We start from the raw sequence: 24,831 nt of genomic DNA, 5'->3' as shown, positions 1-24,831 counted from the left end.
CATGAAAAAATTACATTTTATTATAAGTCTGTTCGTTTTAGCAATCGCAATAGGTTGTTCTAATGATAGTAGTGGCAGCGATGTCGATATAGATTCGGTAGGAGCGCCAGTAAATATATCGGCACTTACAACAATTGCACAAGATAATTCGGGAAAAGTTACTTTTTTACCCAAAGGCGAAGGAGTTACACAATATGAAATTTATTTTGGGCACGGAGCCACACAGCCCGTTATTGTAAATCCAGGAGCTACAACTACACATACATATCCAGAAGGAATATATCAGGCAAAAATTGTGGCAATGGGAATTAATGGAAAAAAGACAGAAATAACACAAACACTTACAGTTTCGTTTTTGGCACCAACAAATTTACAGGTAACATTAGCGCATGTAGTTGGCGATAATTTATCGGCATCAGTAAGCGCAAAAGCCAATTTTGAAACCTTCTTTCAGGTTTATTTTGGCGAAGACCCAAATGAAATTCCTGTTGATTTTATGGAAGGAGAAACAATTAAGCACACTTATGCAAACGTAGGGACTTATGAAGTAAAAGTTGTCGCTTTAAGCGGAGGAGTAGCAACGACTACGCATACAGAATCTATTACAATTTCGAACCCGATTTTGCTACCAGTCGATTTTGAATCGGCTACATTAAATTATGCATTTAATAATTTTGGAGGAGCACTTACTGCTGTAGCCAATAATCCTAGTGTAGATGCCAGTAATGTAAGTGCAAAAGTGGCTAAACTAACCAAAACTGCGGGTGCAGAAGTTTGGGCAGGTTCTTTCTTAGAACTAGGAGAACCGATTGATTTCTCGACATTGAAAAAAATCAGAATTAAAGCTTGGTCTCCAAAAGCAGGAATAGTGGTTAAAATGAAATTAGAGAATTTAACTGATTCAAATATAAATGCCGAGGTAGATGTTACCAATACAGTTGCTAATGGTTGGGAAGAACTTACATTCGACTTTTCGGCTGTAGATAATGCCAATAAATACCAGCGAGTAGTTCTCTTCTTCGATTTTGGTAATGCAGGAACAGGAGCCGATTATTACTATGATGATATTCAGTTAAGCTCCGGAGGAGAATCTCTAGTGCTGCCATTAACATTCGAATCGGCTACGCTAAGTTATGTTTACGGAAATTTTGGAGGAGCAACCACAGCAGTAATTACAAATCCAGAGAAATCAGGAATAAATACATCATCAACCGTAAGTGCTTTAACAAAAGGAAACGGATCCGAAGTTTGGGCAGGTTCATCATTAGCATTAGATACTCCGATAAATTTCTCCACATTTAAAAAATTAAAAATGAAAGTTTGGTCACCACAGGCTGGAATTATTGTGAAATTTAAATTAGAGAATCTGGCAGACTCGAATATAAATAAAGAGATAGATGCTACCACGACAGTTGCAAATGGTTGGGAAGAACTCACATTTGATTTTGCAGGGATTGTAAATGCCAATAATTATCAGAGAGTTGTAGTATTCTTTGATTTTGGAAACAGTGGCACAGGCAAAACATACTATTTTGATGATATAAAACAATCCAACTAAAAATATAAGGAATCATGAGTAAAAAAATAATTATAAATATCGTGTGCATACTCACCATGCTTCTTATGGTAGGTTGTCAGGAAGATGATTTAAAATTTGGAGAATTACAAGCGCCAACAAACCTCGTAATTACTGCCGAAATTGTAGGTAAAACGGATGCAGATCCTAACGGAGACGGCTCGGGATTGGTAAAACTTGTCGCTACTGCAAATGATGCAATCTCATACAAGTACGCCTTTAGCGACGGTACATCGTTAAACTCGCCAACAGGTAAAACCGAAAAACGATTTACCAAAACAGGATTAAATACCTATACAGTAACTGTAATAGCAACAGGAACAGGAGGAATACAATCAAGCACCTCGATAGAGGTTACCGTACAAAGTGATTTTAGCGATCCCGATGCAGTAACGTTCTTAACAGGCGGAACTTCTAAAAAATGGTATTGGTCAGCTTCAGAACCAGGTCATCTGGGTGTTGGGCAAAATGATGGCGACGCAACCAAGAATTATTATGCCAACTATTATACAGCAGGACCATTTGAGAAAGCAGCTTCACCAGCAAGTAGTTGTTTATATGATAATGTACTGACTTTTTCGCTAGATGGAGAACAAATAAAATACCAGCTGGATAACGGAGGTGCAACATTCTTTAATGCAGCTTTTGCAAGCGTAGCAGGAGGAAGTTCGCCAGACGATGCTTGTTTAGCATACAACTCAAGCGGGACAAAAATAGTATCATTAAGTCCTTCAGAATCGGTTATTATGGGTAATCCAGACCATTTAACACAAACAAGAGGAACAACAATGAATTTCTCTGATGGAGGATTTATGGGGTATTATATAGGTCAGAACTCATACGAGATAATCTCCATAACAGCAAACAGAATGGTTGTAAGAGCAGTTATGGGAGGTAATCCGGCATTAGCATGGTATCATATATTTACCACAACAAAACCTACTCAGGCGCCTCCTACTGATTATACCACCTTAGTTTGGTCGGATGAATTTAATACCGATGGAGCACCAAATCCTGCAAATTGGGTAAATGAGTTAGGGACTGGCGACAGCGGTTGGGGAAATAATGAAAAACAAAATTATACCAACAGCCCAAACAATGTAATAGTGCAAGGCGGAAGTTTAAAGATTACTGCCAAAAAAGAAGCTTCAGGCGGAATGGCATATTCCTCGGCACGATTAAAAACAGATGGCAAGTTTAAATTCACTTATGGAAAAATTGAGGTAAAAGCCAAGTTGCCAATAGGAGGAGGGACTTGGCCAGCAATCTGGATGTTAGGACAAAATTATGCAACAAACTCATGGCCCGCTTGCGGAGAAATAGATATTATGGAGCATGTAGGCAATAGCCAAAATCTTATTCATAGTACATTGCATTATCCAGGACATTCTGGCGGAGATGGAAACACAGGTTCAACAACTATTGCAACAGCATCATCAGAGTTTCATGTTTACAAGGCAGTTTGGAGCCCGGAATCAATTAAGTTTTATGTAGATGATGCCTTGTTTCATTCTTTTGCCAATGATGCAACAACACCATTTAATAAAGATTTCTTTCTGATACTAAATTTTGCAATGGGAGGAAACTTTGGAGGAGTCATAGATCCAGCATTTACACAATCTACAATGGAGATAGATTATGTAAGAGTATATCAATAATATAAAAGTTAAAGTTAGTCGGAATAAGGAGGTTAGCGGCACATTTGTTGGCCTTCTTATTTTTAATGATAAATAAAAGAAATAAAATGAAGAGAATTTTAATCCTATTATTAATAGGTAATTTAAGTTTTGCACAACAAGCAAAAAGGAAACTGGTTTGGGAAGAAAATTTTAACGGAAAAACCTTAAACGAAACCGTTTGGAATTACGAACTCGGAGACGGTTGTCCTGATTTATGTGGTTGGGGTAATAACGAAAGACAAATTTATACCAAGACAAACCATCAATTAAAAGATGGAAATTTAATTATTAATGCAAGAAAAGACGGAAACGTATATACATCTACACGTATTACAACCAAAGGAAAAAAAGAGTTTAAATACGGACGCATCGAAGCCAGAGCTAAATTACCAGTTGGTCATGGCCTATGGCCAGCATTCTGGATGTTAGGAGCAAACAAAGATCAGGTAAACTGGCCAAAATGTGGCGAAATAGATATCTTAGAGTATATAGGCAGAGATCCACACATGGTTTATACCACATTACACACCCAAGATAGCCACGGGAATACAATTAATACCAAGAAAACTGCATTTCCAGATATCGAAAAAGGATTCCATGTATTCGCAATAGAGTGGACAAAAGACAAAATCGACTTTTTTGTCGACAAAGATTTAGTGTACACATTCGAACCAAAAGATAAAAATGAAGATGTTTGGCCATTTGATAAGCCATTTTATATATTAGTTAATCTGGCAATAGGAGGAAATTTTGGAGGACCTGAAGTAGATGATAAAGTTTTTCCACAAGATTTTATTGTCGATTATATTCGGGTATATCAGTAATTAAAGATTGCAAAAAAAAGAAGGTTAAATCGTAATTACTTTGTTTTGTGAGATTTAAGCTTCTTTTTTAACTGTTGTAACCAAAATGTTAATTTATTGTTTCTTGGTCTTTTTTTAGAAATCATTGACTTTATTTTAATGTTTCTCAGTTTTTTGTGTTAATTATTCTTAATTTAATTTGCTTTATAAAATATTTATTTGTTAAATTTGAACACTTAATTAACACTTTAAAAACCAGAAGCCTATACATTAAAATTACTTTTTAGAAAATTACTCCAATTCAAAACTAAAACTAAAAGGTAGTATTATGGCTAATCTGCAAATTCCTGACGCTCTATTGGTGAAGAACTATGTTGAAGGTAACGAAAGTGCCTTGTCAACATTAATAAAAAGACATGAATCTAAGATTTATGGATTCATATATTCAAAAATAGCAGACAGAGATATATCAAATGATATTTTCCAAGATACATTTATAAAAGTAATCAAGACATTAAAAAGCAATTCTTATAACGAAGAAGGTAAATTCCTTCCTTGGGTAATGCGTATATCACACAACTTAATTGTGGATCATTATCGAAAAAATAAGAAAATGCCAATGTATAGAGAAACCGAAGAGTTTTCGATATTCTCCATCATGTCCGATGATTCCTTAACGATAGAGAACAAAATGATTATGGATCAAGTTGAGGTCGATTTAAAAAAATTAATCGAAGAACTTCCAGATGATCAAAAAGAAGTACTCGTAATGCGTATGTATCAAGACATGAGCTTTAAAGAAATATCCGAAATAACGGGTGTAAGTATTAATACAGCATTAGGTAGAATGAGATATGCATTGATGAATATTCGAAAAATTATAGAAAAACATCAAATTATTTTAACTAATTAATATACTAAATTGAGCAATAGGTCGTTGTTATATAAAATAAACATTTATTAGCATGGCAAAAATTTACTCAAAAAAAGTGATGATTAGTAAAAATCTAAAACCAAACAAAGAAGTAGTTTCTTTTTTATTGAGCTATTCACAAGCCTTAACAGTAGTGAAAATCGAAGATAAAAGTTTTGAGATTATAGCTAATTAAACAGCCCACAGCAACTGTCGGATGTTTTGAAAGTAAATGAAATTAATCAAATTGGTCGTTTGATTAAAAAATCACTAAGGGCAATATGCAATTAGTGATTTTTTTGTTTTTTAGAAGATTGATTTTCGTAATACTCATCAATAACCGATTTTCTTCCAATAGTCTTTGTGATAATATCTTTATCAAGATCCCATCCTCGAGCAGGCGAATATTCACGACCGTACCAAATAATTTCAAGATGCAAATCATTCCAAACCTCCTCAGGAAAAAGACGTTTAGCATCCTTTTCGGTTTGAGTTACATTTTTTCCGTTAGATAAATTCCATCTATACATCAGCCTATGAATGTGAGTATCTACAGGAAATGCAGGAACACCAAAAGCTTGCGACATAACAACACTTGCTGTTTTATGCCCAACAGCAGGCAATTCCTCCAGATATTCATAACTCTGAGGAACCTCTCCGCCATGTTTATCAATCAGGATATGCGACAAACCATAAATACCTTTAGCCTTCATAGGCGATAAACCACAAGGACGAATAATATTCTGAATTTCTTCAACCGACATTTTAATCATATCATACGGATTATCAGCCTTTGCAAACAATATAGGCGTGATCTGGTTCACGCGAACGTCAGTACACTGAGCCGACAATAAAACAGCAATTAATAAAGTATAAGGGTCTTTATGATCTAGAGGGACAGGGATAGTAGGATATAATTCTTTTAACGTATTTATAACAAAAGTTACCCGTTCTTGTTTATTCATTTCCGTAAATTTAATCCCGTAAAAATAGTACAAATTTTATCATGAGCCTAATCCAGCTTTCCGTTACAACACCTCATCGAGGCAGTAACATTTTTAAGTATTCGCAAGAGCTTCCGCTGGTCGCTTTGCCAATACATAAAATGTAAACCACCACAATTCCGGGGTTTTCACTACAATCTGGGCTAACAAATCAAGAATTATGGCAGATGAGTTAGGAATTATAAGTCATGAATTATTTAAATTTGCTATCAAAATTCTAAGCGAGTCTAAAACTCTAAGAAGTCTAAAATTCTAAGTAGCCTAAGTCAGTCTAAGTCAGTCTAAAAAAAACAAAAATCTAAAATAAAATGACAACATTACAAATAGGAGATAAAGCACCAAATTTTTCAGGAACAGATCAGGACGGAAATACACATAAACTAGCGGATTATGCAGGCAAGAAATTAGTAGTATTCTTTTATCCAAAAGCAAATACACCAGGATGTACAGCCGAAGCTTGCGATTTAAGAGATAACTACGAACGTTTTCAAGCAAACAATTATGCTCTTTTGGGAGTTAGTGCCGATGCACAAAAAGCACAAGCCAAATTCAAAGAAAAATACGATTTCCCTTTCCCGTTATTGGCAGATGAAGATAAATCAGTAATTCAAGCCTTTGGAGTTTGGGGACCTAAAAAATTCATGGGCCGTGAATATGACGGAATCCACAGAACAACTTTTGTTATCAATGAAAAAGGGATTATTGAAGACATAATCTCAAAAGTAAAAACCAAAGAACACGCCGATCAAATCTTGAAGTAGAGATTACTATTTCGGTTTTTAAACTCAGTTTTTGGAAGATCTTTACCAGCCAATCTTGTCACCCCGAGGTACGAGGGGTCTCCGTAAGTAACTCCATAATCTAATACTATTTTGTGTTAGTTTCTCGTGGAGATTCTTCCTCCGTCAGAAAGACAATATTGTGGTTGTTTAATGTGTAAATTAAGCCTTGAACCTTTTTCGACCAATCTTGTCAGGTAGAGTCGAAGAACATAGTTCACGGTTTCAACCGTGTGATACCGATTGTAATAATGCATCGCGTTCCAACGGTTGAAACCGTTGGCAATGTTTATAATGTGAATCTCACTAACTATCCTCCCAAAACAAAAAAAGCACCAGTTATAAAACTGATGCTTTCCTATTTAAAACCTTTGAACCTTTGTTTCTCAGAACCTTAGTTCCTCAGAAAACTAATTAGACTCTTTTAAAACTTTATTCGGTTCATAACCAAATAAGTGATGTTCTTTTATAATTTCGGCAATACCTACAGGAAGCATTGGTTCCCATCCAGGTTTTCCTTGACTAATCATTTTTAGTACCTCTCTCGAGAATACTTCTAATGTATGAGGATCGAAATCGGCTACATCGACAACTTTACCATTGAATTTAAAGAATTTGTACAATTCTTTCATTCTAGGATGTACTTTTAAGTTAGTCGAATTCATGATAGTACCATCTTCATCAATCATAGGATATAAGAATACTTTCATATCGCGGTAGAATAATTTTCCGAAAGCTTCAAGAATTCCTCCACTTAAATGGCGATAGTATTTCTCATCAAAGATGTCGACTAAATTGTTAACACCCATTGCTAATCCCATTCGGGCTTTAGTATAATTTGCAAAATACTCAACAACTTTATAATATTCCTGGAAGTTCGAAATCATTACAGTTTGTCCTAACGAACAAAGTAATTCGGCTCTATCCATAAAATCGCGTTCATCGATTTCTCCATCAGAACGAAGATTAGATAAAGTGATTTCAAAAATTACCAGCGTATTGTCTTTTTCGACTTTATTTTCTTCGAGAAACATTTTTAATGATTTCTCATACATATCCATATTAACCTTCGTTACAGGACGAAAACTCCCACGTAAGGCAAGAATATTCTTTTTGTATAAAATGGCAGCAGGAAGGATGTTTTTACCTTCAGGATTGAACATAACGGCATCAGTCATTCCATTTTTTACCAATTGTAAGCTAATCAATCGATTATCTACATCGGCAAAACGTGGACCAGAAAAGTTAATAGTATCAATTTCTAGTTGATCTTTATCTAAGTGATCATATAAATAACGAAGTAATCTTTTAGGATCATTGTATTTATAAAATGCTCCATAAATTAAGTTTACCCCAAGAATACCTAATGTTTCTTGTTGTAATCGAGCATCAGTTTCTTTAAAACGAATGTGAAGTATAATTTCATTATAAGCTTCATCAGGTTCAATTTGGTATCTTATTCCAACCCAACCATGACCTTTAAATTGTTTTGCAAAATCTATTGTTGCAACAGTATTAGCGTAGCTAAAGAAAAGTTTTGTAGGGTGTTTTTCTCTGCTTAAACGTTCTTCAATTATTTGCCCTTCAAGAGTTAACATTTTCTTTAATCTCTCTTCAGTTACATAGCGGCCATCACTTTCAATTCCGTAAATGGCATCACTAAAATCTTTATCGTAAGCAGACATCGCCTTCGCAATTGTTCCAGACGAACCACCAGATCTAAAAAAATGCCTTACAGTTTCTTGCCCCGCACCAATCTCTGCAAAGGTTCCGTAAATATTTTCGTTTAGATTTATGCGTAGTGCTTTGTCTTTTATGGATGGTATCTGAGCGATGACTTTGTCACCTTTAAGTTTTATTTCTATACCCATTTTATTTTAAATATGGCTGATTTGTTACAAAGTTAGTAAATTAGGCTTCTAATGAAAGATAATTAATCCTATTTTTGTAAAAAAATAAAGTACAATTGAAGGTATATTTTTTAGGCACAGGCACATCACAAGGCATTCCGATAATAGGGGTAGATCATCCTGTATGCAAAAGTACTGACGCTAAGGATAAAAGGCTTCGAGTATCGATTTGGATTAGTTGGGATGACCATTCTTATGTTATAGATTGTGGTCCTGATTTCAGGCAACAAATGTTATCTTGTAACTGTCAGAAATTAGATGCAATTTTATTTACACATGAGCATGCAGATCACACTGCAGGTTTGGACGATATACGTCCGTACAATTTCAGACAAGGCGAAATGCCAATTTATGCACACGAGCGTGTTATTGGTAACTTAAAAAAACGTTTTGATTATGTTTTTGAAACCGTAAATAAATATCCAGGAGCACCATCTGTAAAAACAATCGAGGTCGTTAATGATAAGCCATTTGCTGTGGGTGATAAAATGGCAATTCCGGTAAATGTTATGCACGGAGATTTACAGGTTTTTGGGTATCGAATTGATGATTTTGCTTATTTAACAGATGTAAAAACTATTGAAGAAGTCGAAATCAAGAAACTAAAAAACTTAAAAGTATTAGTGATAAATGCATTACGTGTTGAGCCACACGATACACATTTTAATTTGCAGGAAGCCTTAGATTTTATAACTTTGGTTCAGCCAGAAAAGGCTTATTTAACACATATTAGTCATGTATTAGGATTTCATGAAGAGGTACAAAAAATGCTGCCTAAAAATGTTTTTCTAGCCTATGATAATTTAGAAATCACAATTTAATTACATTTAAAAATGAAAAAATCCCTATTGCTTTACCTTTTTATCATTGCGATACTTATGAATATATTTACCTATATGTTTTATAGTAAAGAAGTAAAGTTCGAACAGGAACGTTATGTTAAAACAACTAAAAAGCTTAGAGATAGCCTTAATTTAGTAGAAACTAAATTAAACGAAGCCAATTACTTTTCATTAGAGAATAATCAAAACGCCCAAAATTACTTTGATTCAGCAGATGCTTCTAAAACTATTCAGTACGAGAAACTAATTCCTATTGTTACTGAGAAATTAATGGATCTAAATGCGAATCCAAAAGGGAACCCATATACAGGACAAGACCAAATAGGCGCCAATAAATTTATCATCAATAAAGTTAAGGTTTTAAATCATAGATGGATTATTGCAGATTTTAGCGATGGAGAAATATGGGGAGAAGTCTTATTAAAATACTTTGTTAATAATGATGAAAGTATTACTTTTGAAGTAAATCAATCATTATTATACCAAAAATAGGATTCCTAACACAGTGTAATAATTGTAACAACTAATAAATAGAACATATGAAAAAAGTATTTTTATTTTCGATTATTATAGGTCTTACATTTTCTTGTGCTAAAAAAGTTTCTCAAGAAGAAACAAAACCTATCAAGGAAGAAGCTAAACCCGAGCGTATTGTAGGAGGAGATTCGGATGCACATGGATGTAAAGGATCTGCTGGTTATACTTGGTCGGTTGTTAAAAATGAATGTGTACGATTGTTTGAAGTAGCTACAAAGTTAGAGCATGCCAAAGACGGTAAAACGTATTCAACAGTTGCTTATGTTATTTTTGAAAAAGACGGAAACAAAGCCGAACTTTTTCTTGATACTGAAGATGGAACAATTATTTTAGAGCGTAAAGCCGAAGGAGAACCTTGGATCAATGGAGATTATGAGTTAATACCTTGGAAAGGTTACGTACTTAAAAAAGCTGGAAAGATTATTTATACAGGAGAGTAAAGTTTGCAGTATCTAGTTGCAGTTTACAGATTATAAAAAAGACAAAACAAGAAAGGCGAGAAGTAATTCTCGCCTTTCTTATTTTTATAGTAGTAATGATATTTTTTGACTTAATAGTTCATTTCACAACTTACATTTCTCATTTTACAAACCACATTTCACAATCTAAATATTCTGTTTTATAAAATCGGTTGTTACTACTTGAGCAAATTCTTCGTTTAAACTAGCAAGAGCAGTTTCGTGAATTGTCTCGGCACTAAATTCCTGTCCATTCAATCCCTTCTTATTAAAAGTGGCAGTTGCATCAGAAATTAGAAAGGTATTATAACCAAAATTCCCAGCCATTCTTGTAGTTGTCGAAACACAATGATCGGTTGTTAAACCTACAATAACAAGCGTATCGATTTTATCATCATCAAGTTGTTCTTTTAAATTGGTACCAATAAAAGCGCTATTTACATTCTTCTGAATTACGGTTTCTCCTAAATAAGGTTTTACAATATCTTTAAATGCATTTTCAGGATTGGTTTCATGAAGTAATGAATTTGGATTAGAGGAACAATGCTGAATATGGAAAATAGGTAATTTATTAGCTCGCCAGATTTCGAGAAGCTCACTTGCATTTTTTTCAGCATTTGGATTATTGCGTTCTCCGCCCCAATATTCTATATTATCAAAACCTTTCTGGATATCAATTAGAATTAATGCAGGATTGTCAAGTTTAGATATTTTCATTTTTATAGTTTAATTGATGTTGTAAAAAAGTGAAAAGGGAAAAGTGAAAAGGGAGATGAAAATCAAATTTTCACACAATAAAGCCAACACTGTTTTTATCATTTTTTTAGTTTAAAAGGAGACTTTTATGCGTTATTTTCCTTTTTGAAGTTCTTCCAGTTTTTGTTTCGTTTCGGCACTTTCCTTGTTGATGGATAACGCTTTTTTGTAATTGCTTATTGCATTAGTTTTATCATTCACTTGTTTATAATAATCTCCTAGAGAATCATATACATTAGCGCTTTCTGGATAGTTTTTTACATTTAGTTTGAAAAAATACTCGGCTTGAGCTAAGTTCTTTCTGCCTAGTGCCATATATCCACATTGATTAATAGGAGCTTCGGGAGGTGGTATTTTATACCCCATTTTTTCAGATACATTTAGATAATGTTTTTCAATTTTTGTAGGTAATGCCATCCCTGTTTCCATTAAATCAGTAATAGTCAAGTTCAGATTATAGAAATCAAAAATGAATCTAAGTGCGTCATATTCGGCAATAAACGGAACAGAACCATGACTGTCTTTATCATAATATTTGTATTCAAAGTGTAATTGGTTTTGTTTGTTCTTTTTTAAATCATTGGCTAAATCTAATATTGAACGAATGTGTCTTGTAACTTGAGTAGTATCTTTCTTTACTCTAAGAGTGTCCATTCCTGCTTCCATCGTGTTTGCAATACCTAAAAATAAACTAGTGTTTTTGAATTTTTTCTCAGCAAATGTTTTTTTGCTTTGCTCTAAAAATTTCTGTTTGTCCCACCACATACTTGGGTCGATAGCAACATAAGAATTAAATAAATTAGTATGATTTGCAAGTGTATTTATAACTGTTAAACCGCCAAAAGAATGACCAATTAGCATTTTGTATGGAGCAGTAGGATAGTTGGTTTCAACGTATGGTATTAATTCTTTTTCAATAAATGCAATAAAATTTTCATTTCCGCCACTAGTTTTACTCGCTTCACTAGTCATCATTGGCAAATCAGATTCGATATGAGTAGGAGTTAAATCACGGGCTCTGTCAGTATTGAGTATTCCCACTACAATCATTTTTGGACAAATTGTGTTACCGTTCATGGTACTTAATTGCTCCGTCATACCAACAATAGAAGTGAAATGTACGTTTCCATCTAATAAATAAAGAACGGGATAATTCTCAGTTTTGGGTGCGCCTTTGGTATAACCATCTGGGACATATATCCAAACTTTTCGATCTTCATTTAGTATCTTAGAATGAATGGTTTCAATCGTACCAATAGTAATTTTGTTATCCGATTGTGCTTTTGCGAAAAAAGAAGTGCCAATAAAAAGCAGTGAAAATAATAGTTGTTTCATGGTTAGTTAAATCAGGTTTATCGAGTTAGTCTTATACTTTGTTATTTGTTACAAAGTATAATAGTTTAAAGATAAGATGATTTATTATTATATGTAAAAAGTGAGAAGTAAAATGTAAAAAAAAGCGAGAAGGTGAAATGTGTGTTGTAAAAAGGAAATGTAAAAAGTGAGTTTAAATTCCTATTTCTATTCTTGAATTGCCTCCTGCTTTAGTTCGATGTCATTAAGTTAAGCTTTTTTGAACTGATCATGGTTAATTATTTTCTCGCAAAAGCGCAAAGATTTTAGGATTAAACTTGGCGGCTTGGCGAGAGATTTATTCAGTGCAGTATTAAAAGTTTTTTTCTTAACTTAATGACATTGTGCTTTAGTTGGAGGTTTAAGAATTGTTTATAAATGTGGCTTTAGTCAAAATAACGGGGCATTTTGACTAAAGTCAATATATTATTACTCCAGCTAAGGCTGGAGACAATTCAAAATATCAAAACTGATATTAAAGAAAAAATAGAAGATATAATTTCATTAATAAATTTAGAATCCCTAAAATGAATAATATCTTCCAATATTTTTTTGAAGTTTGGAAGTTCGGATTTTTAGTGTTTTTTATAAAAAGACCACCGGCAATTAATACTATTGGTAAAATAAAACCAATTAAACTTTCTATTCCCATAATTGTGTTTTTTGTTATTGTTTTAGAACTGAATTAAGTAAAAAATCTTATTTCGAGTTCAGCTAATTTTTAAAATTAAATAAATTTTTACAGTATTTGATAGAATTTAAAAATTACAACTGAAATATTTTCAAAAAAGAGATACAGTCATAAAAATGATTATATAAATCCAAAAGTTATATAGTATTGTAAAACTAAAACCATAAAAAAAACTTTTTGAATATGAATCTTTACATATGGATGATTTTTTAAAGATAAGCCTTAAAGCTCTAAAAAAAATCCAATAAAGCATTGCAATAAAAGTTAGAATAGAAATCCATATTATTGCTCCAAAAGCCCAAAATAAATAACTGATTATAATTGCCATAAAAAACCATAAAATCAGACCGATAAGAGCTTCTAAAATGCCTTCGCCAACATCAGGAGCAGAAGATAAACTTCCTTCTGCAGCTAAGTCTCTTAAAAAATCTAATTTTTTTGATTCAAAACGATCAGTTATTTTGCCTAAATTATCTTTTATTTTTACTCCTCTATACAATCCGATTGTAATAAAAAAGAAGAAAGCTAAGGATAAAATTGTTGTAGATAGTAATGAATTTTCAAAAACAGAATTATGATTTCCAAGGCCAAAAAGCCAAACAGATAGGATTGTTAAGCTTATGACAATAAGAGTAATTATAAAGATGTTCTTGGAATTAAGGATTTTATAATTACTCTTTGATTTATATTTGATTGTTTTTTTCAACTTAAAAAAGTGACTGAATACTGTAAACTATTGTGCTAGCCAATTTTTAAAATCGAAGAAATTTTGAGGTGCAACTCCATGTCCTACTGGATATTCTTTATAAGAAACTGGAATATTTAGATTTTCTAGAATTGCAGGTGTTTTTCTAGCCCAATCAATAGGGATTACCTGATCTACAGTTCCGTGAGAAGCAAATATTTTTAAGTTTTTGAAGTCGTTTTTCTCGTAACCATCTTTGATGATTTCATCATTAAAATAACCACTCATTGCAACTACTCTCTGGATTTTTTCAGGATAAGAAAGTGCTGTTGCATAACTTAAAATAGATCCTTGGCTAAAGCCAATTAAAGTTATATTGTTTGAGTCGATTGGGTAATTTGCAGTTAACTCATCAATGAAATTTGCAATTAAATCACGTGATGTTTTAGCTTGTTCGTTATCAGAGAATTTGTTTTGATCTGCATCAAAATTAATAGCATACCATGCATAACTACCATATTGTAAATCATAAGGAGCTCTAGCCGAAATAACATAATAATTATCAGGAAGTTCGCTGGCAAAAGAAAATAAATCTTCTTCGTTGCTGCCATATCCGTGAAGTAATAGTAATAGTGGATTTTTGTCTAAGATAACTTTTGGTTCTCTTATTTTATATTCTAAAGATAAATTCATTTTTTTAGTATTCAATTTTGAGATTCTATCTTTGTCAAAGTTTTAAACTTTGACAAAGATTATTAGGATTTATAGTGAAATTTCTGGATTAGAATTTGATTTTAACCGATGCTTTTAAACCATTTTTGAAAAAGAGCACCAACCAATGGTACTGGTTTAGTTTCGCCTTTTATGGCACTGAAAATCCCGTATGTCCATAAAATAGAGATACAAATCCACATTGGGAAAGTAATCATAAAGCTGTCAAAGTTGCTTATGATAAGTCCGAAGGAGATAAAAGTTAACGATAACCCTAACGCCTGACGTATATGAAAAGAAGCAAAGCTATTTTTATTTTCAGAGTTCATCGACATCGCGATTAAAACACCAATAATTAATATATAACTGGTAATAGCAGGAGTTTTTCCTTCTTCGATTGAGTTGTTCATTCTTGTGTTTTATAGTTGTTTTAACAATTTGTTTTAAACCATTAAGAGATTAAGAAAAATTAAGTTGACTTTTCTTAATTCTTTAATGATTATCTTTTTTTGCATCAAATTGTTTAGATTAAAAAGGTTTTTCGACCATTGAGAAATTAGGTGTATTAATTAAACTTAATTTTTCTTAATCTCTTAATGGTAAAATTTTAATTTTTTATTATTTTTCTAATACCAATTGATTCTGATTCACGATTCCGTAAACAGAACCTTTTAATTGAATTCCCAAAAAGGCAGAATTTTTAGATTTAGATAAGATATTGCTTTTTGCGAAAACACTTTCTCCATTAGGATTAAACAACGTGATATTTGCTTTAGAACCTTCGGTAATTGTGTCGTTTTTAATACCAAAAACTGACTTTCCTAATGTTAGTTTCTCGATTACAGTTTCTAGTGGCAATACAGTTAGTAAAGTACCAAAAGCACTTTCCAAACCAATAGTTCCGTTTTTCGCCATATCAAATTCCATTTTTTTGAATTCAATATCAATCGGGTTATGATCAGATGTAATCATATCGATAGTTCCGTCTAGAACACCTTTAAGCAACGCTTGTCTGTCAGTTTCAGTTCGTAATGGTGGCGTAACTTTAAAACGGGTATCAAAACCTTCTAATTTTTCATCGGTTAAAACCAAATGATGTACAGCAACACTAGTTGTTACGTTTAGTCCTTTTGCTTTAGCATCTTTAATTAATTGAACCGATTTAGCAGTCGAAATAGTTGGAATATGAAGTTTTCCTCCTGTATATTCTAATAAAAATAAGTTGCGAACGATTTGTAATTCTTCAGCAAGATCTGGGATTCCTTTTAATCCTAATTTTGTTGAAACGATTCCTTCATTGGCAACACCATTTCCTTTTATATTTTGATCTTGCGAGTAAGCAATTACCAAACCATCAAAATCTTGTACATATTGCAATGCAATCTTTAGTAAGTTGGCATTGTCAAGGCTTTTATTATAATCACCAAAAGCTACCGCTCCGGTTTTTTTCATGTCAAATAGTTCGGCCATATCTTTTCCTTCGCTAGCTTTGGTTAAAGCTCCTATTGGGAAAAGTTCTGTAGCAAAACCATTGGCTTTGTTTTTTACAAAATTAACTTGTGATTGGTTATCAATAATCGGGTAGGAGTTAGGTTGTAAAGCAATGGCGGTAAATCCACTTTTTGCAGCTACATTTAATCCGTTTGAGATTGTTTCGCGGTCTTCATAACCTGGTTCTCCAAGTGAAACGCTACTGTCAAACCATCCTTGCGAAATATGTAAATTGTCGAGTTTTATCTCTTCGGCATTTTCAGTATTAGTAAGTGAAGTTCCTATTTTTTCGATTAAACCATCTTTAATTAAAATATCTGCAGTCTTATTATGAAACGGACTTTTAGAATCTATAATTTTTGCTTCACGGATGATTATTTTCATATGTAGATAAATTTATTTTAATTGAAACAATTAAGTTTTAAAATAGTAAAGCTTAATTTATTTGAACCATTAAGGAATTAAGTTGATAAAGGAAAAACTTAATTTTCTTAATGTCTTAGTTGTAAAAAATTACTTCACAAACCTGATAATTGCCATTTCTAGTGCTAAAAATAACAATGCAAAGATAACAAACCATTTCCAAATTTGATTGTCAGTTCGTTCAGTTTGTAAGGTGTTAAAAATTGTCGAAATCGTATCGGCAGTTTTGTAATCAGAAACTAGATTTGAATTGATTTGACTTAAATCACTTTCGCTTCGTTTGTAATTAAAACTTACGTTCTCTAATGCTTCTTTTTTATTGTAAATGGTATAATTACCAGCTTGTTCAGGATAATCGTTGAAAACGATTTTTACTTTATTATTTAAAATCTGTTGAATCGGAATAAATTGTTCATCAGTTCCTCGTACTTCCAGAATTGCATCTTTAGATAATAAGGCTTCAACAAAATAAGGCTGATTATTGCCAATTGTTATTGCTACTATTCCAGATTTCTGATTGCTTTGTGCCATTTTATAAAAAACAGGAACAATTAAAGGTGATTGCTGAAAGTTAGAATTAATACTGTTTATAGGTGCTGAAAAAACGGAAACTGCTGAAACTTGATTTTGTATCGAAGTTAAAAATGCACTTTGATCTTCATAGGACAAAGCCGATGAATAAGAACTTGTAATAGGGAACGAACTCTTCGTTTTTGGATATTGGAAGTTCTTGATTTTATTTTCGAAAACACCTGAGAATATAGGATGATCGAAGTTGATTTTGGTAATCAGTTTTTCTTTGTTTTCAAGTGAACCCATTTGCACTTTACCAAAATTTGATAAAAACGAATTCATATTGGCTACAGCCATTTTTTCTGATGGAATAATAATAACGTTTCCACCTTTGGATACAAATGATTTTAAAGTGGTTTGTAATGCTTGCGGAATTTCTTCTAGCTCATTCAAGACAATTGCGTCTTGTTTATCCAGACTATTGTAATTAAGCGAACGTATATCAAAATTGTGGTAGTTGAATTCTTCCGAAGTATAAATGCGGGATAAGAAATTACTTTTTGCAGGATCTCCAATACTAATAACATTGGTTTTTTTAGGGTCAGAAATACTAAAATACAATCTATTGTCGTATTCTAAACCATTGTCTTCAATAGCTACATAGCCATGAAAAGCTTGTTTAGGAATGGTAAAATTAACTTTCTTCTTTTTAGTGTCAAAGTTTACAATGGTTTTAGCTATTAGTTTGCCATTGTTGAATAAAGACATAGAAATAGGTTTGAAATCATCACCATATCCAGATAAATTAATACCTATATCATAAAAGTTATCCAATGTCTGATTGATAAAAACACTATCAATCGCCACATTGTTTTTTTGCTCAGCTTTTGGAATTATAAAATAAGGAGCATCTTCGGAGTTAATATTTTTTAATTGTTTTTCGTCCAGTCCTACTGCATCTGTAATAATGATAATGTCTTTTTTAAAGGCCGATTTACGAGCTTTAACTTTTGCTATTATATTATCCAGTTCAAAAGGAGTTGCGCTATAATTTAGACTTTGCAATGAGTTACGAACTGATTTTATGTCGGTATTCCAATAATTATCAGTGTTAGTCAATAAAGAAAATTGAGCATTTTCGGGCGTATTCTCTAATAATTCCTGAACGGCACGTTTTAGTAGTTCGCCTTTTTTGCCTTTAGCTTGCATACTAAACGAGTTATCAAGAATGATATACATTTCGTTATTGGCATTTTTGCTGTCTTTTGCTGTAAAAAAAGGTTGAGCAAAGGCAAGAATAAGGCAAGTAAGTAATAATAAACGTGAAGCTAGTAATAGCCATTTCTTAATCTTGGAACTTTTTCGGGTTTGAATAGAGAGTTTTGCTAAAAGTCGAACATTGGTAAAATAGGACTTTTTAAAACGGCGTAATTGAAATAAATGAACCAAAATAGGAACAATCAATAAGAACAGAAAGTATAAAATTTCGGGATGTTTAAAATGCATTCTAAAGTTTAGTTTATTTCACTACGTTTTATTTTTCGCGAAGATGCTGGTCAAAAATACAAATTTGTTTAGAGTTAAAGGTTTTAAAGATTATTTTTTATTGAAAATAAGTATGTTGCTCAGTTTTTATCTAATCAAAAAAAGCAAAATCTCCCACATTTATATTACCTATTAGGTGGTTAGTAAATTCTTTTTTTGCAATATAAAAATATCCTTCAAGATGAGGCGTTTTATCTCCTTTTTTTATAATAGAATTATCTTTGTCAACTTCTATAACTATAGTATTACTTTCATTATTTAAAAAAGTGCAATATTTCAATAACTTATCATCATTTACCCAAGTATAAATAATTATATTTTTAGAAAATACTTTGCTTTTAGTTATAATTGGTTTGCCATAATCTGAGATTAATAGATGAATGAATTTGTTTGAATTTTCTAAGCTAATTTCATCAATTAATCCACTCACTAAGATTAGTTTATTGTCTAATGTAGTCAGTACGTTTATAGCTTGAAAAGGAAATTTTTCATACACTGCTACGGTATCTATAGAAGAGTAATTCTTTTTAGTATATACAATCCATTTTGAAGTTTTGTTTTTTGTAAAATTAGAATTATCAAGCGTACCATCATCGTTAATAAATAGTGTGTCTTTCTTAATTAATTGCGTATGTAAATCAATCCCTAAATTATTATTTATAGGGATTTCATAATATTCGGGATTATTTTTCAACTTATATTTTTCAGGAAAAAAAACGGGAATGTTTAAATCAAATATTTTATTTTTAAGATTTAAAGGCTTTTCTCCAAATATTTCTGGTTGTTGAGCATTGCAACTAGAAATAATCATAAGTAATAATAAAACTGAAAGTTGTTTCATTTGTAATGTTTTGATTTAAAATAAAAAAGAAGAATATTCTTAATTAAAAACAAAAGTACAATTTAATTTTTGAGATTCCATTTGTTATAAAAAAAACAACCTCTATTGATAATATTGAGTATTTTAGCATACTCAAAAAAACATTTTTATACTATGAAAAGAACATATATACTACTTTTAGTGGCTTTTGCTGTTACAAATTTAAAGGCGCAAAACAAAGTTAATTTATTAGTAGGAACTTACACTAATAGTTGTGATAGCAAAGGTATTTATGTGTATGAATTCGATACTAATTCGGGTGAATCTAAATTAAAAAACACGTCAGAAAGTACCGTAAGTCCAAGTTATTTATCGGTTTCTGCAGATAATAAATTTATTTATGCTGTTAACGAAAGTGGAGCTGAAAGTACAGTTAGTGCTTTTGGATATGTACCTGCATCAGGAAAGGTTACTTTTTTGAACAAGCAAAAAGCAATGGGGGCAGATCCTTGTTACTTAATTAATGATGGAGAAAATGTAATTACAGCTAATTATTCTGGAGGAAACATCTCAGTATTTAAAAAGACTGCCGAAGGAATTTCGGAAGCAAAACAAGTGATTCAACATACAGGAAAAGGAGTTAACCCACAAAGACAAGAAGGCGCTCACGTGCATATGGTTTATTTTTCGCCTGACAAAAAATATGTTTTATCGAATGATTTAGGTCTTGATAAAGTTTTTATCTACAATTACAATCCAACTTCAAAAGATAAAATTCTTACTTTAAAAGGAAGTGTTGATGTAAAAGTAGGAAGCGGTCCAAGACATTTAACGTTTAGCAAAGACGGGAAGTTTGTGTATTTAATTCAAGAATTAGATGCTACCTTAACTACGTTTAGTTATGATAAAAACGGAAGTTTGAAATTAATCGCTGAAACAAATATTCTACCTAAAGATTTTAAGGGAGGAACAGGAGCAGCAGCTATCAAAATTTCGCCTGACGGTAAATTTTTATACGTATCTGATCGTGTAGATGCTAATAATATTTCAGTTTATAAAATTCTTAAAAATGGAAAAATTGAATTAGTAGATCAGGTAAGTACATTAGGAAAAGGACCAAGAGATTTTTCTATAGATCCTACAGGGAAATTCCTTTTGGTAGGACATCAATACACCAATAATATTGTAGTATTTAAAAGAGATAGGGATACTGGAAAGCTTACAGATACAGGAAAGAGAATTGAGATGTGCGCGCCAGTTGGTTTAGTTTTTACGAAAATTTAGTTTATTAAAGGTTCAGAGTTATAAAGGCTTAAAGGTTTCTCTATCTTGTGCGTAAAATATAAAAAGAAAAAAATCCAATAAAAAAATTCCAAATTCCAGGCGTAACAGCATTGGAATTTGGAATTTTTAATTTTTGGAATTTAAGAAAATCTATTTATTCTTATCTTTTCTTTTCTTATCTCTTGTTTTTAGCATGTTTCTGTTAACAGATCCGTGCGTTTTCTTTTTAGTTTTAGAAGGGCCTCCCAAGTTGATTTTCTTGTTCTTTTTGGCTTTATCATGAAAAGCTCCGTCACCATCAAGTTTTTGTTTTTTCATCAAGAACTTAACGGGTTGTCTGTCTTTTTCAGGCTCAATTAGTTTTATCGAAACTTCTACTTCTTCAGGGAAATCGGCAATCTCAAGTTCTCTGTTCATTAAAACTTCTACTTCTACTTTAAACTCCTCTTCACGTGGCGTGATAAAGCTTATTGCAGTTCCTGTTGCATCGGCACGACCAGTTCTACCAATTCTGTGCATATACAATTCAGGGAATTCAGGAAGTTCAAAGTTTATAACGTGAGTAATATTAGAGATATCTAAACCTCTCGCCATAATATCGGTAGTTATAAGTCCGCGTAGGTTTCCTTCTTGGAAAGAAGCCATCGTACTCAAACGATAATTTTGTGATTTATTAGAGTGAATTACTCCAAACTGACCTTCAAAATCTTCTTCGATACGGTCATGAAGCATATCCGAAATCTTCTTATTGTTTACAAATACCAGGACACGACTCATGTCTTCGTTAGTTTGTAATAAGTGTTTCAGTAAGTTTACTTTGGTATTAAAGTTAGGAACGTTGTATGTAATTTGCTCAATGTTCTCTAATGGTGTTCCAGATGCTGCAAGTGTAACTTCTTCAGGAAAATCAAAAAAGTCATTTAAAACCGCATCAACTTCATCTGTCATCGTTGCAGAAAACAATATGTTCTGACGTTTGGTTTTCATCATTGCCAAAAGTGCTGTTAATTGCGTACGGAAACCAAGATTAAGCATTTCGTCAAACTCATCAATAACTAGTTTTTGAGTTTCATCAAAACGAACCACTGCATCTAAGGCTAAATCCATAGTTCGTCCTGGCGTTCCCACCAAAATATCGATTCCTTCGTAAACAGCTTTCTTTTGTGTATTGATATTTACACCACCAAAAATACCTAATGTTTTAACCGACATGTATTTGGTTAATTTCTCAACTTCTTCTACAACCTGAACTACTAATTCACGTGTTGGAACAAGGATTACAATTTTTGGCGTATTGGTTGGAGTAAACTTGTATAGTTTTAATAAAGGCAATAAATAGGCAAATGTTTTACCTGTACCGGTTTGTGCAATTCCCATCATATCACGACCGGACATAATTACAGAAAAAGATTTTTCCTGGATAGGAGTAGGCGTAACGAAGCCTAATTCATCGATTGCTTTTTGTACGGATTTAGGAAGATTGAATGTCTCGAAAGTGCTCATTTGCATTAAATTTTGTGCAAAGGTACATTAAAATCATGGTTAGTTCACTAGAATCTTGGAATCATCTGTTGATTTAGTGATATAACAATCTAATTATCAATCTTAAAAGCCTTCAAAAACGCCTAGTCCAAATAATGCAAAATCGTATTTTACGGGGTCAAGTGGATCCATTTTGCGGAGATTTAAATCTAGTTCTGCCAGTGCTTTACCATCGTTTTGCTTTCGCGAAAGCAGTTCTAGTTTACGAGCAACATTTCCAGAATGTACATCGAGCGGACAAGAAAGTTTTGCAGGCGAAATATTTTTCCATATTCCTAAATCTACTCCTTTTGTATCTTGGCGAACCATCCATCTTAGGTACATATTAATGCGTTTGGCTGCCGAATTGTTTAAAGGGTCTGAAATGTGTTTTTGAGTTCTTTGTAAATGATCGATTTCAAAGAATGCTTTTTTAAATTCGTGAATGCTTTTTTGCAAACTATCTTTTTCCTGATTTTTAGAGAAAATAGCTTCTAAACCTCCATGATTTTTATAAATGTGTTGCAATCCTTTTATAAAACTTCCAAAGTCTTTTCCGTTGAAGGTGCGGTGTACAAAATTTTCTAATCTTGCTATGTCTTCATCGTTGTGACTCATGATAAAATCGTAGGGCGTGTTACCCATTAATTCCATCATTTGGTGTGAGTTTTTAATAATCATTTTGCGATTTCCCCAAGCAATTGTTGCACTCAGGAAACCAGCAATCTCAATGTCTTCTTTTTGTGAAAATAAATGCGGAATCTGTACCGGATCACTTTCTATAAAATCCTGATTGTTATATTGAATGACTTTTTCGTCAAGGAAATCTTTAAGCTCAGTTTGATTCATTTGATATGTTTTTAGCGTAAAAGCCATCTTTTAAATTAGTTGTTCGCATTTGAGGTTTTATCTTGTAATAAGCCTCAAAATATTTAATCTGTTCTTTATTAACGCAAGGTATTGCACCATCTCCGGTTCCCCAGAAAAAAGAATTATCTACAGGAGAATTGTATCGTAAATTGCCATTGATGATGGGTTTGCATTCGGTATCAAATTTGGAGTTTTTATATGGATAAACGATGTTGCTTATAGAGAAGGTACTATTACTCGTTAAAAAAGTATTTGTTGTAAATACTTTTAAATTAATTGGAATGACTACAATAAATGCCAGTATTGATAATGATATATAAAGAACAAGAATAATCCTGTTTCGATTATTAAGAATAAGACTCGCTATTAGAAATGAAAATAGCAATATGAAATTCATGAAGAATCTATATTGTGGTGAGGATAATAAGAGCAATATTATTTGAAAAACAAAAACGCCATATAAAACCCAAAATGTTTTTTTATTGAAAAATTTAAAGATTAAAAAAGGCATGATTATAAGTAATAATACAATCAATTTATTAAATAAGCCATGTAATGCGGGCCTTGAAATCCATGTTTTAAAGATTTCGAATACACTCATAGTATCGAATTCATTTTGTGTAATCGAAAAAGCTGCCCGTTTAGTTTCATCATAATAAAAATGCGCCATTGATATAGGAATTTGAAAATCAAAATGGAATATATTTAGTGTTATAGGGAATAAGGGATATCCGCTAATAATGGTGTTTTTTATTAAAAATAAAGAGAAAACAAGCATCCCAATGCTTAAGGGTTTTGCTATTCTTGGAATTAAAATTTTGTAGTGTTTTATAAATAATAACAGCGGAATCAAGATAAGTGCAATTGCTGTTGTTTTAATATATATCGCAAAAACAACTAGAATAAAAACGGTGTTAAATGTCTCAATATTAAGATTTTTATAGCTGCTTAAGAAGCTGAAAAAGATAATTAACGATAAGATATAAACAGGTAAATCGGGGGAAGGAGAACTAATAAAAGAGAAAAAGAAAAGATTTGCCAAAGGCAGCAACCCAATTACTAGGTAATTGATTTCTTTATTTTTGAAATAAGAATTAAGATGTAAAATGGCATAAATATTCCCTAGCAAAAGACAAAATCCGCTTAAGTCATTAAACTTATCATACAAGAACGAAAAATTAAATGCACTTTGGGTAATATGCCAACCACTTGTTTGGGCAAGAAAAAGATGTAAATTGGCAAGACCTTTTACAAAACCATATTCATTAATCCATTTAATGGTTTGTATGTAATAAGATTCATTATCTATTATGTAAGGAATTGATGCGCATTGAGCTAAAATTAAAAGAGTTATACTAATTAAAGCTATTTTTAAGGATCTATCTAAAGATCGTAATTCTTTAAAAAATGAGGTGTAAATAACTTTAATTTCCTTTTTTAACTTTAGGCAGATTCCAATATTTGCTATTAAAAGAAAAAGATGGAACTCAATATTTATCCTGCCAAAAATAGCCCAAATACTCGCAAGAATAGTTACTGTAAAAAGACCTAGAATAGAGAGAATTACAAAGTTTGAATTCTTTAATCGTAGAATCTTATCAGTTTCTAAACCAAGATTTATGGTTGTGAAAAGAATATAAATCCAGCTTAAAAGAATTAAAATCATT

At 32.1% G+C, this 24,831-nt stretch carries 23 protein-coding genes; 10 read left to right on the top strand and 13 right to left on the bottom strand.

What is annotated here, in order from left to right; translation table 11 throughout:
- Position 1: 1 nt before the first annotated feature.
- From AC3IPI_RS22225 to AC3IPI_RS22205, 5 genes are all read left to right on the top strand, one after another.
- A complete protein-coding gene (locus AC3IPI_RS22225; protein ID WP_489155819.1) occupies positions 2-1,558 on the top strand; it encodes a hypothetical protein in 1,557 nt (518 codons plus the stop codon).
- Between the two features lie 14 nt (positions 1,559-1,572).
- Positions 1,573-3,234, top strand: coding sequence for a family 16 glycosylhydrolase (locus AC3IPI_RS22220; protein ID WP_489155817.1), 1,662 nt, complete (start codon positions 1,573-1,575; stop codon positions 3,232-3,234).
- A gap of 86 nt (positions 3,235-3,320) precedes the next feature.
- Positions 3,321-4,079, top strand: coding sequence for a glycoside hydrolase family 16 protein (locus AC3IPI_RS22215; RefSeq protein WP_489155815.1), 759 nt, complete (start codon positions 3,321-3,323; stop codon positions 4,077-4,079).
- Positions 4,080-4,386: 307 nt separating this feature from the next.
- Positions 4,387-4,971 carry an RNA polymerase sigma factor gene (locus AC3IPI_RS22210; RefSeq protein WP_039112632.1) on the top strand — a complete coding sequence of 195 codons (585 nt, stop codon included), beginning with the start codon at positions 4,387-4,389 and terminating at the stop codon, positions 4,969-4,971.
- Positions 4,972-5,023: 52 nt separating this feature from the next.
- Positions 5,024-5,167 (top strand): hypothetical protein, encoded by a 144-nt coding sequence (locus tag AC3IPI_RS22205; RefSeq protein ID WP_165572092.1) that lies wholly within the window; start codon positions 5,024-5,026, stop codon positions 5,165-5,167.
- A gap of 91 nt (positions 5,168-5,258) precedes the next feature.
- Here AC3IPI_RS22205 and AC3IPI_RS22200 read toward each other — a convergent pair whose 3' ends face one another.
- Positions 5,259-5,936, bottom strand: a complete 678-nt coding sequence (locus tag AC3IPI_RS22200) for an endonuclease III domain-containing protein (protein ID WP_039112633.1) — start codon at positions 5,934-5,936, stop codon at positions 5,259-5,261.
- Between the two features lie 347 nt (positions 5,937-6,283).
- Here AC3IPI_RS22200 and bcp point away from each other — a divergent pair, with 347 nt between their 5' ends.
- Positions 6,284-6,736 (top strand): thioredoxin-dependent thiol peroxidase, encoded by a 453-nt coding sequence (gene bcp / locus AC3IPI_RS22195; RefSeq protein ID WP_035624919.1) that lies wholly within the window; start codon positions 6,284-6,286, stop codon positions 6,734-6,736.
- A gap of 428 nt (positions 6,737-7,164) precedes the next feature.
- Here the strand turns inward: bcp and AC3IPI_RS22190 are convergent, their stop codons facing one another.
- A complete protein-coding gene (locus AC3IPI_RS22190; RefSeq protein ID WP_039112636.1) occupies positions 7,165-8,625 on the bottom strand; it encodes a TonB-dependent receptor in 1,461 nt (486 codons plus the stop codon).
- Positions 8,626-8,720: 95 nt separating this feature from the next.
- On the opposite strand from AC3IPI_RS22190, the gene AC3IPI_RS22185 reads away from it, so the two are divergent.
- Genes AC3IPI_RS22185 through AC3IPI_RS22175 form a run of 3 tightly spaced genes read left to right on the top strand, consistent with a single transcriptional unit; the run spans position 8,721 to position 10,483 of the window.
- On the top strand, positions 8,721-9,485 hold the full coding sequence (locus AC3IPI_RS22185; protein ID WP_489155811.1) for an MBL fold metallo-hydrolase: 765 nt from the start codon (positions 8,721-8,723) through the stop codon (positions 9,483-9,485).
- Positions 9,486-9,497: 12 nt separating this feature from the next.
- Positions 9,498-9,998 (top strand): hypothetical protein, encoded by a 501-nt coding sequence (locus AC3IPI_RS22180; protein WP_039117146.1) that lies wholly within the window; start codon positions 9,498-9,500, stop codon positions 9,996-9,998.
- A gap of 47 nt (positions 9,999-10,045) precedes the next feature.
- Positions 10,046-10,483, top strand: coding sequence for a hypothetical protein (locus AC3IPI_RS22175; RefSeq protein WP_489155809.1), 438 nt, complete (start codon positions 10,046-10,048; stop codon positions 10,481-10,483).
- Positions 10,484-10,648: 165 nt separating this feature from the next.
- Here the strand turns inward: AC3IPI_RS22175 and AC3IPI_RS22170 are convergent, their stop codons facing one another.
- From AC3IPI_RS22170 to AC3IPI_RS22135, 8 genes are all read right to left on the bottom strand, one after another.
- The gene (locus AC3IPI_RS22170; RefSeq protein ID WP_489155807.1) at positions 10,649-11,218 is read right to left on the bottom strand and encodes a cysteine hydrolase family protein; all 570 of its coding nucleotides are present in this window, start codon (positions 11,216-11,218) and stop codon (positions 10,649-10,651) included.
- 132 nt (positions 11,219-11,350) lie between these two features.
- Positions 11,351-12,592 carry an alpha/beta hydrolase-fold protein gene (locus AC3IPI_RS22165; RefSeq protein ID WP_489155805.1) on the bottom strand — a complete coding sequence of 414 codons (1,242 nt, stop codon included), beginning with the start codon at positions 12,590-12,592 and terminating at the stop codon, positions 11,351-11,353.
- Positions 12,593-13,392: 800 nt separating this feature from the next.
- Positions 13,393-14,007, bottom strand: a complete 615-nt coding sequence (locus AC3IPI_RS22160; protein WP_489155803.1) for a hypothetical protein — start codon at positions 14,005-14,007, stop codon at positions 13,393-13,395.
- 27 nt (positions 14,008-14,034) lie between these two features.
- Positions 14,035-14,679 (bottom strand): alpha/beta hydrolase, encoded by a 645-nt coding sequence (locus AC3IPI_RS22155; protein WP_039112644.1) that lies wholly within the window; start codon positions 14,677-14,679, stop codon positions 14,035-14,037.
- Positions 14,680-14,780: 101 nt separating this feature from the next.
- A complete protein-coding gene (locus AC3IPI_RS22150) occupies positions 14,781-15,107 on the bottom strand; it encodes a hypothetical protein (RefSeq protein WP_195735211.1) in 327 nt (108 codons plus the stop codon).
- Positions 15,108-15,315: 208 nt separating this feature from the next.
- The gene (locus AC3IPI_RS22145) at positions 15,316-16,572 is read right to left on the bottom strand and encodes a dihydroorotase (protein WP_489155800.1); all 1,257 of its coding nucleotides are present in this window, start codon (positions 16,570-16,572) and stop codon (positions 15,316-15,318) included.
- A 129-nt stretch (positions 16,573-16,701) separates the two neighbouring features.
- The gene (locus tag AC3IPI_RS22140) at positions 16,702-18,630 is read right to left on the bottom strand and encodes a BatA domain-containing protein (protein WP_489155798.1); all 1,929 of its coding nucleotides are present in this window, start codon (positions 18,628-18,630) and stop codon (positions 16,702-16,704) included.
- Between the two features lie 130 nt (positions 18,631-18,760).
- Complete coding sequence (locus AC3IPI_RS22135) at positions 18,761-19,510, bottom strand: hypothetical protein (protein ID WP_039112649.1); 750 nt, start codon at positions 19,508-19,510, stop codon at positions 18,761-18,763.
- 153 nt (positions 19,511-19,663) lie between these two features.
- On the opposite strand from AC3IPI_RS22135, the gene AC3IPI_RS22130 reads away from it, so the two are divergent.
- Positions 19,664-20,773 (top strand): lactonase family protein, encoded by a 1,110-nt coding sequence (locus AC3IPI_RS22130; RefSeq protein WP_489155796.1) that lies wholly within the window; start codon positions 19,664-19,666, stop codon positions 20,771-20,773.
- Positions 20,774-20,923: 150 nt separating this feature from the next.
- Here AC3IPI_RS22130 and AC3IPI_RS22125 read toward each other — a convergent pair whose 3' ends face one another.
- The 3 genes from AC3IPI_RS22125 to AC3IPI_RS22115 form a co-directional block, all read right to left on the bottom strand.
- Positions 20,924-22,276, bottom strand: a complete 1,353-nt coding sequence (locus AC3IPI_RS22125) for a DEAD/DEAH box helicase (RefSeq protein ID WP_409417037.1) — start codon at positions 22,274-22,276, stop codon at positions 20,924-20,926.
- Positions 22,277-22,378: 102 nt separating this feature from the next.
- Positions 22,379-23,143, bottom strand: a complete 765-nt coding sequence (locus AC3IPI_RS22120; RefSeq protein ID WP_035625023.1) for a TIGR02757 family protein — start codon at positions 23,141-23,143, stop codon at positions 22,379-22,381.
- The gene (locus tag AC3IPI_RS22115; RefSeq protein ID WP_489155794.1) at positions 23,130-24,830 is read right to left on the bottom strand and encodes an LIC_10190 family membrane protein; all 1,701 of its coding nucleotides are present in this window, start codon (positions 24,828-24,830) and stop codon (positions 23,130-23,132) included. The genes AC3IPI_RS22120 and AC3IPI_RS22115 overlap by 14 nt, the downstream gene beginning before the upstream one ends.
- Position 24,831 lies beyond the last annotated feature (1 nt).

The organism is Flavobacterium sp. GL_143 (genome assembly GCF_057834355.1).
The sequence above is the reverse complement of the archived record's forward strand: the minus strand, read 5'-3'. Positions and strand labels throughout refer to the sequence as shown.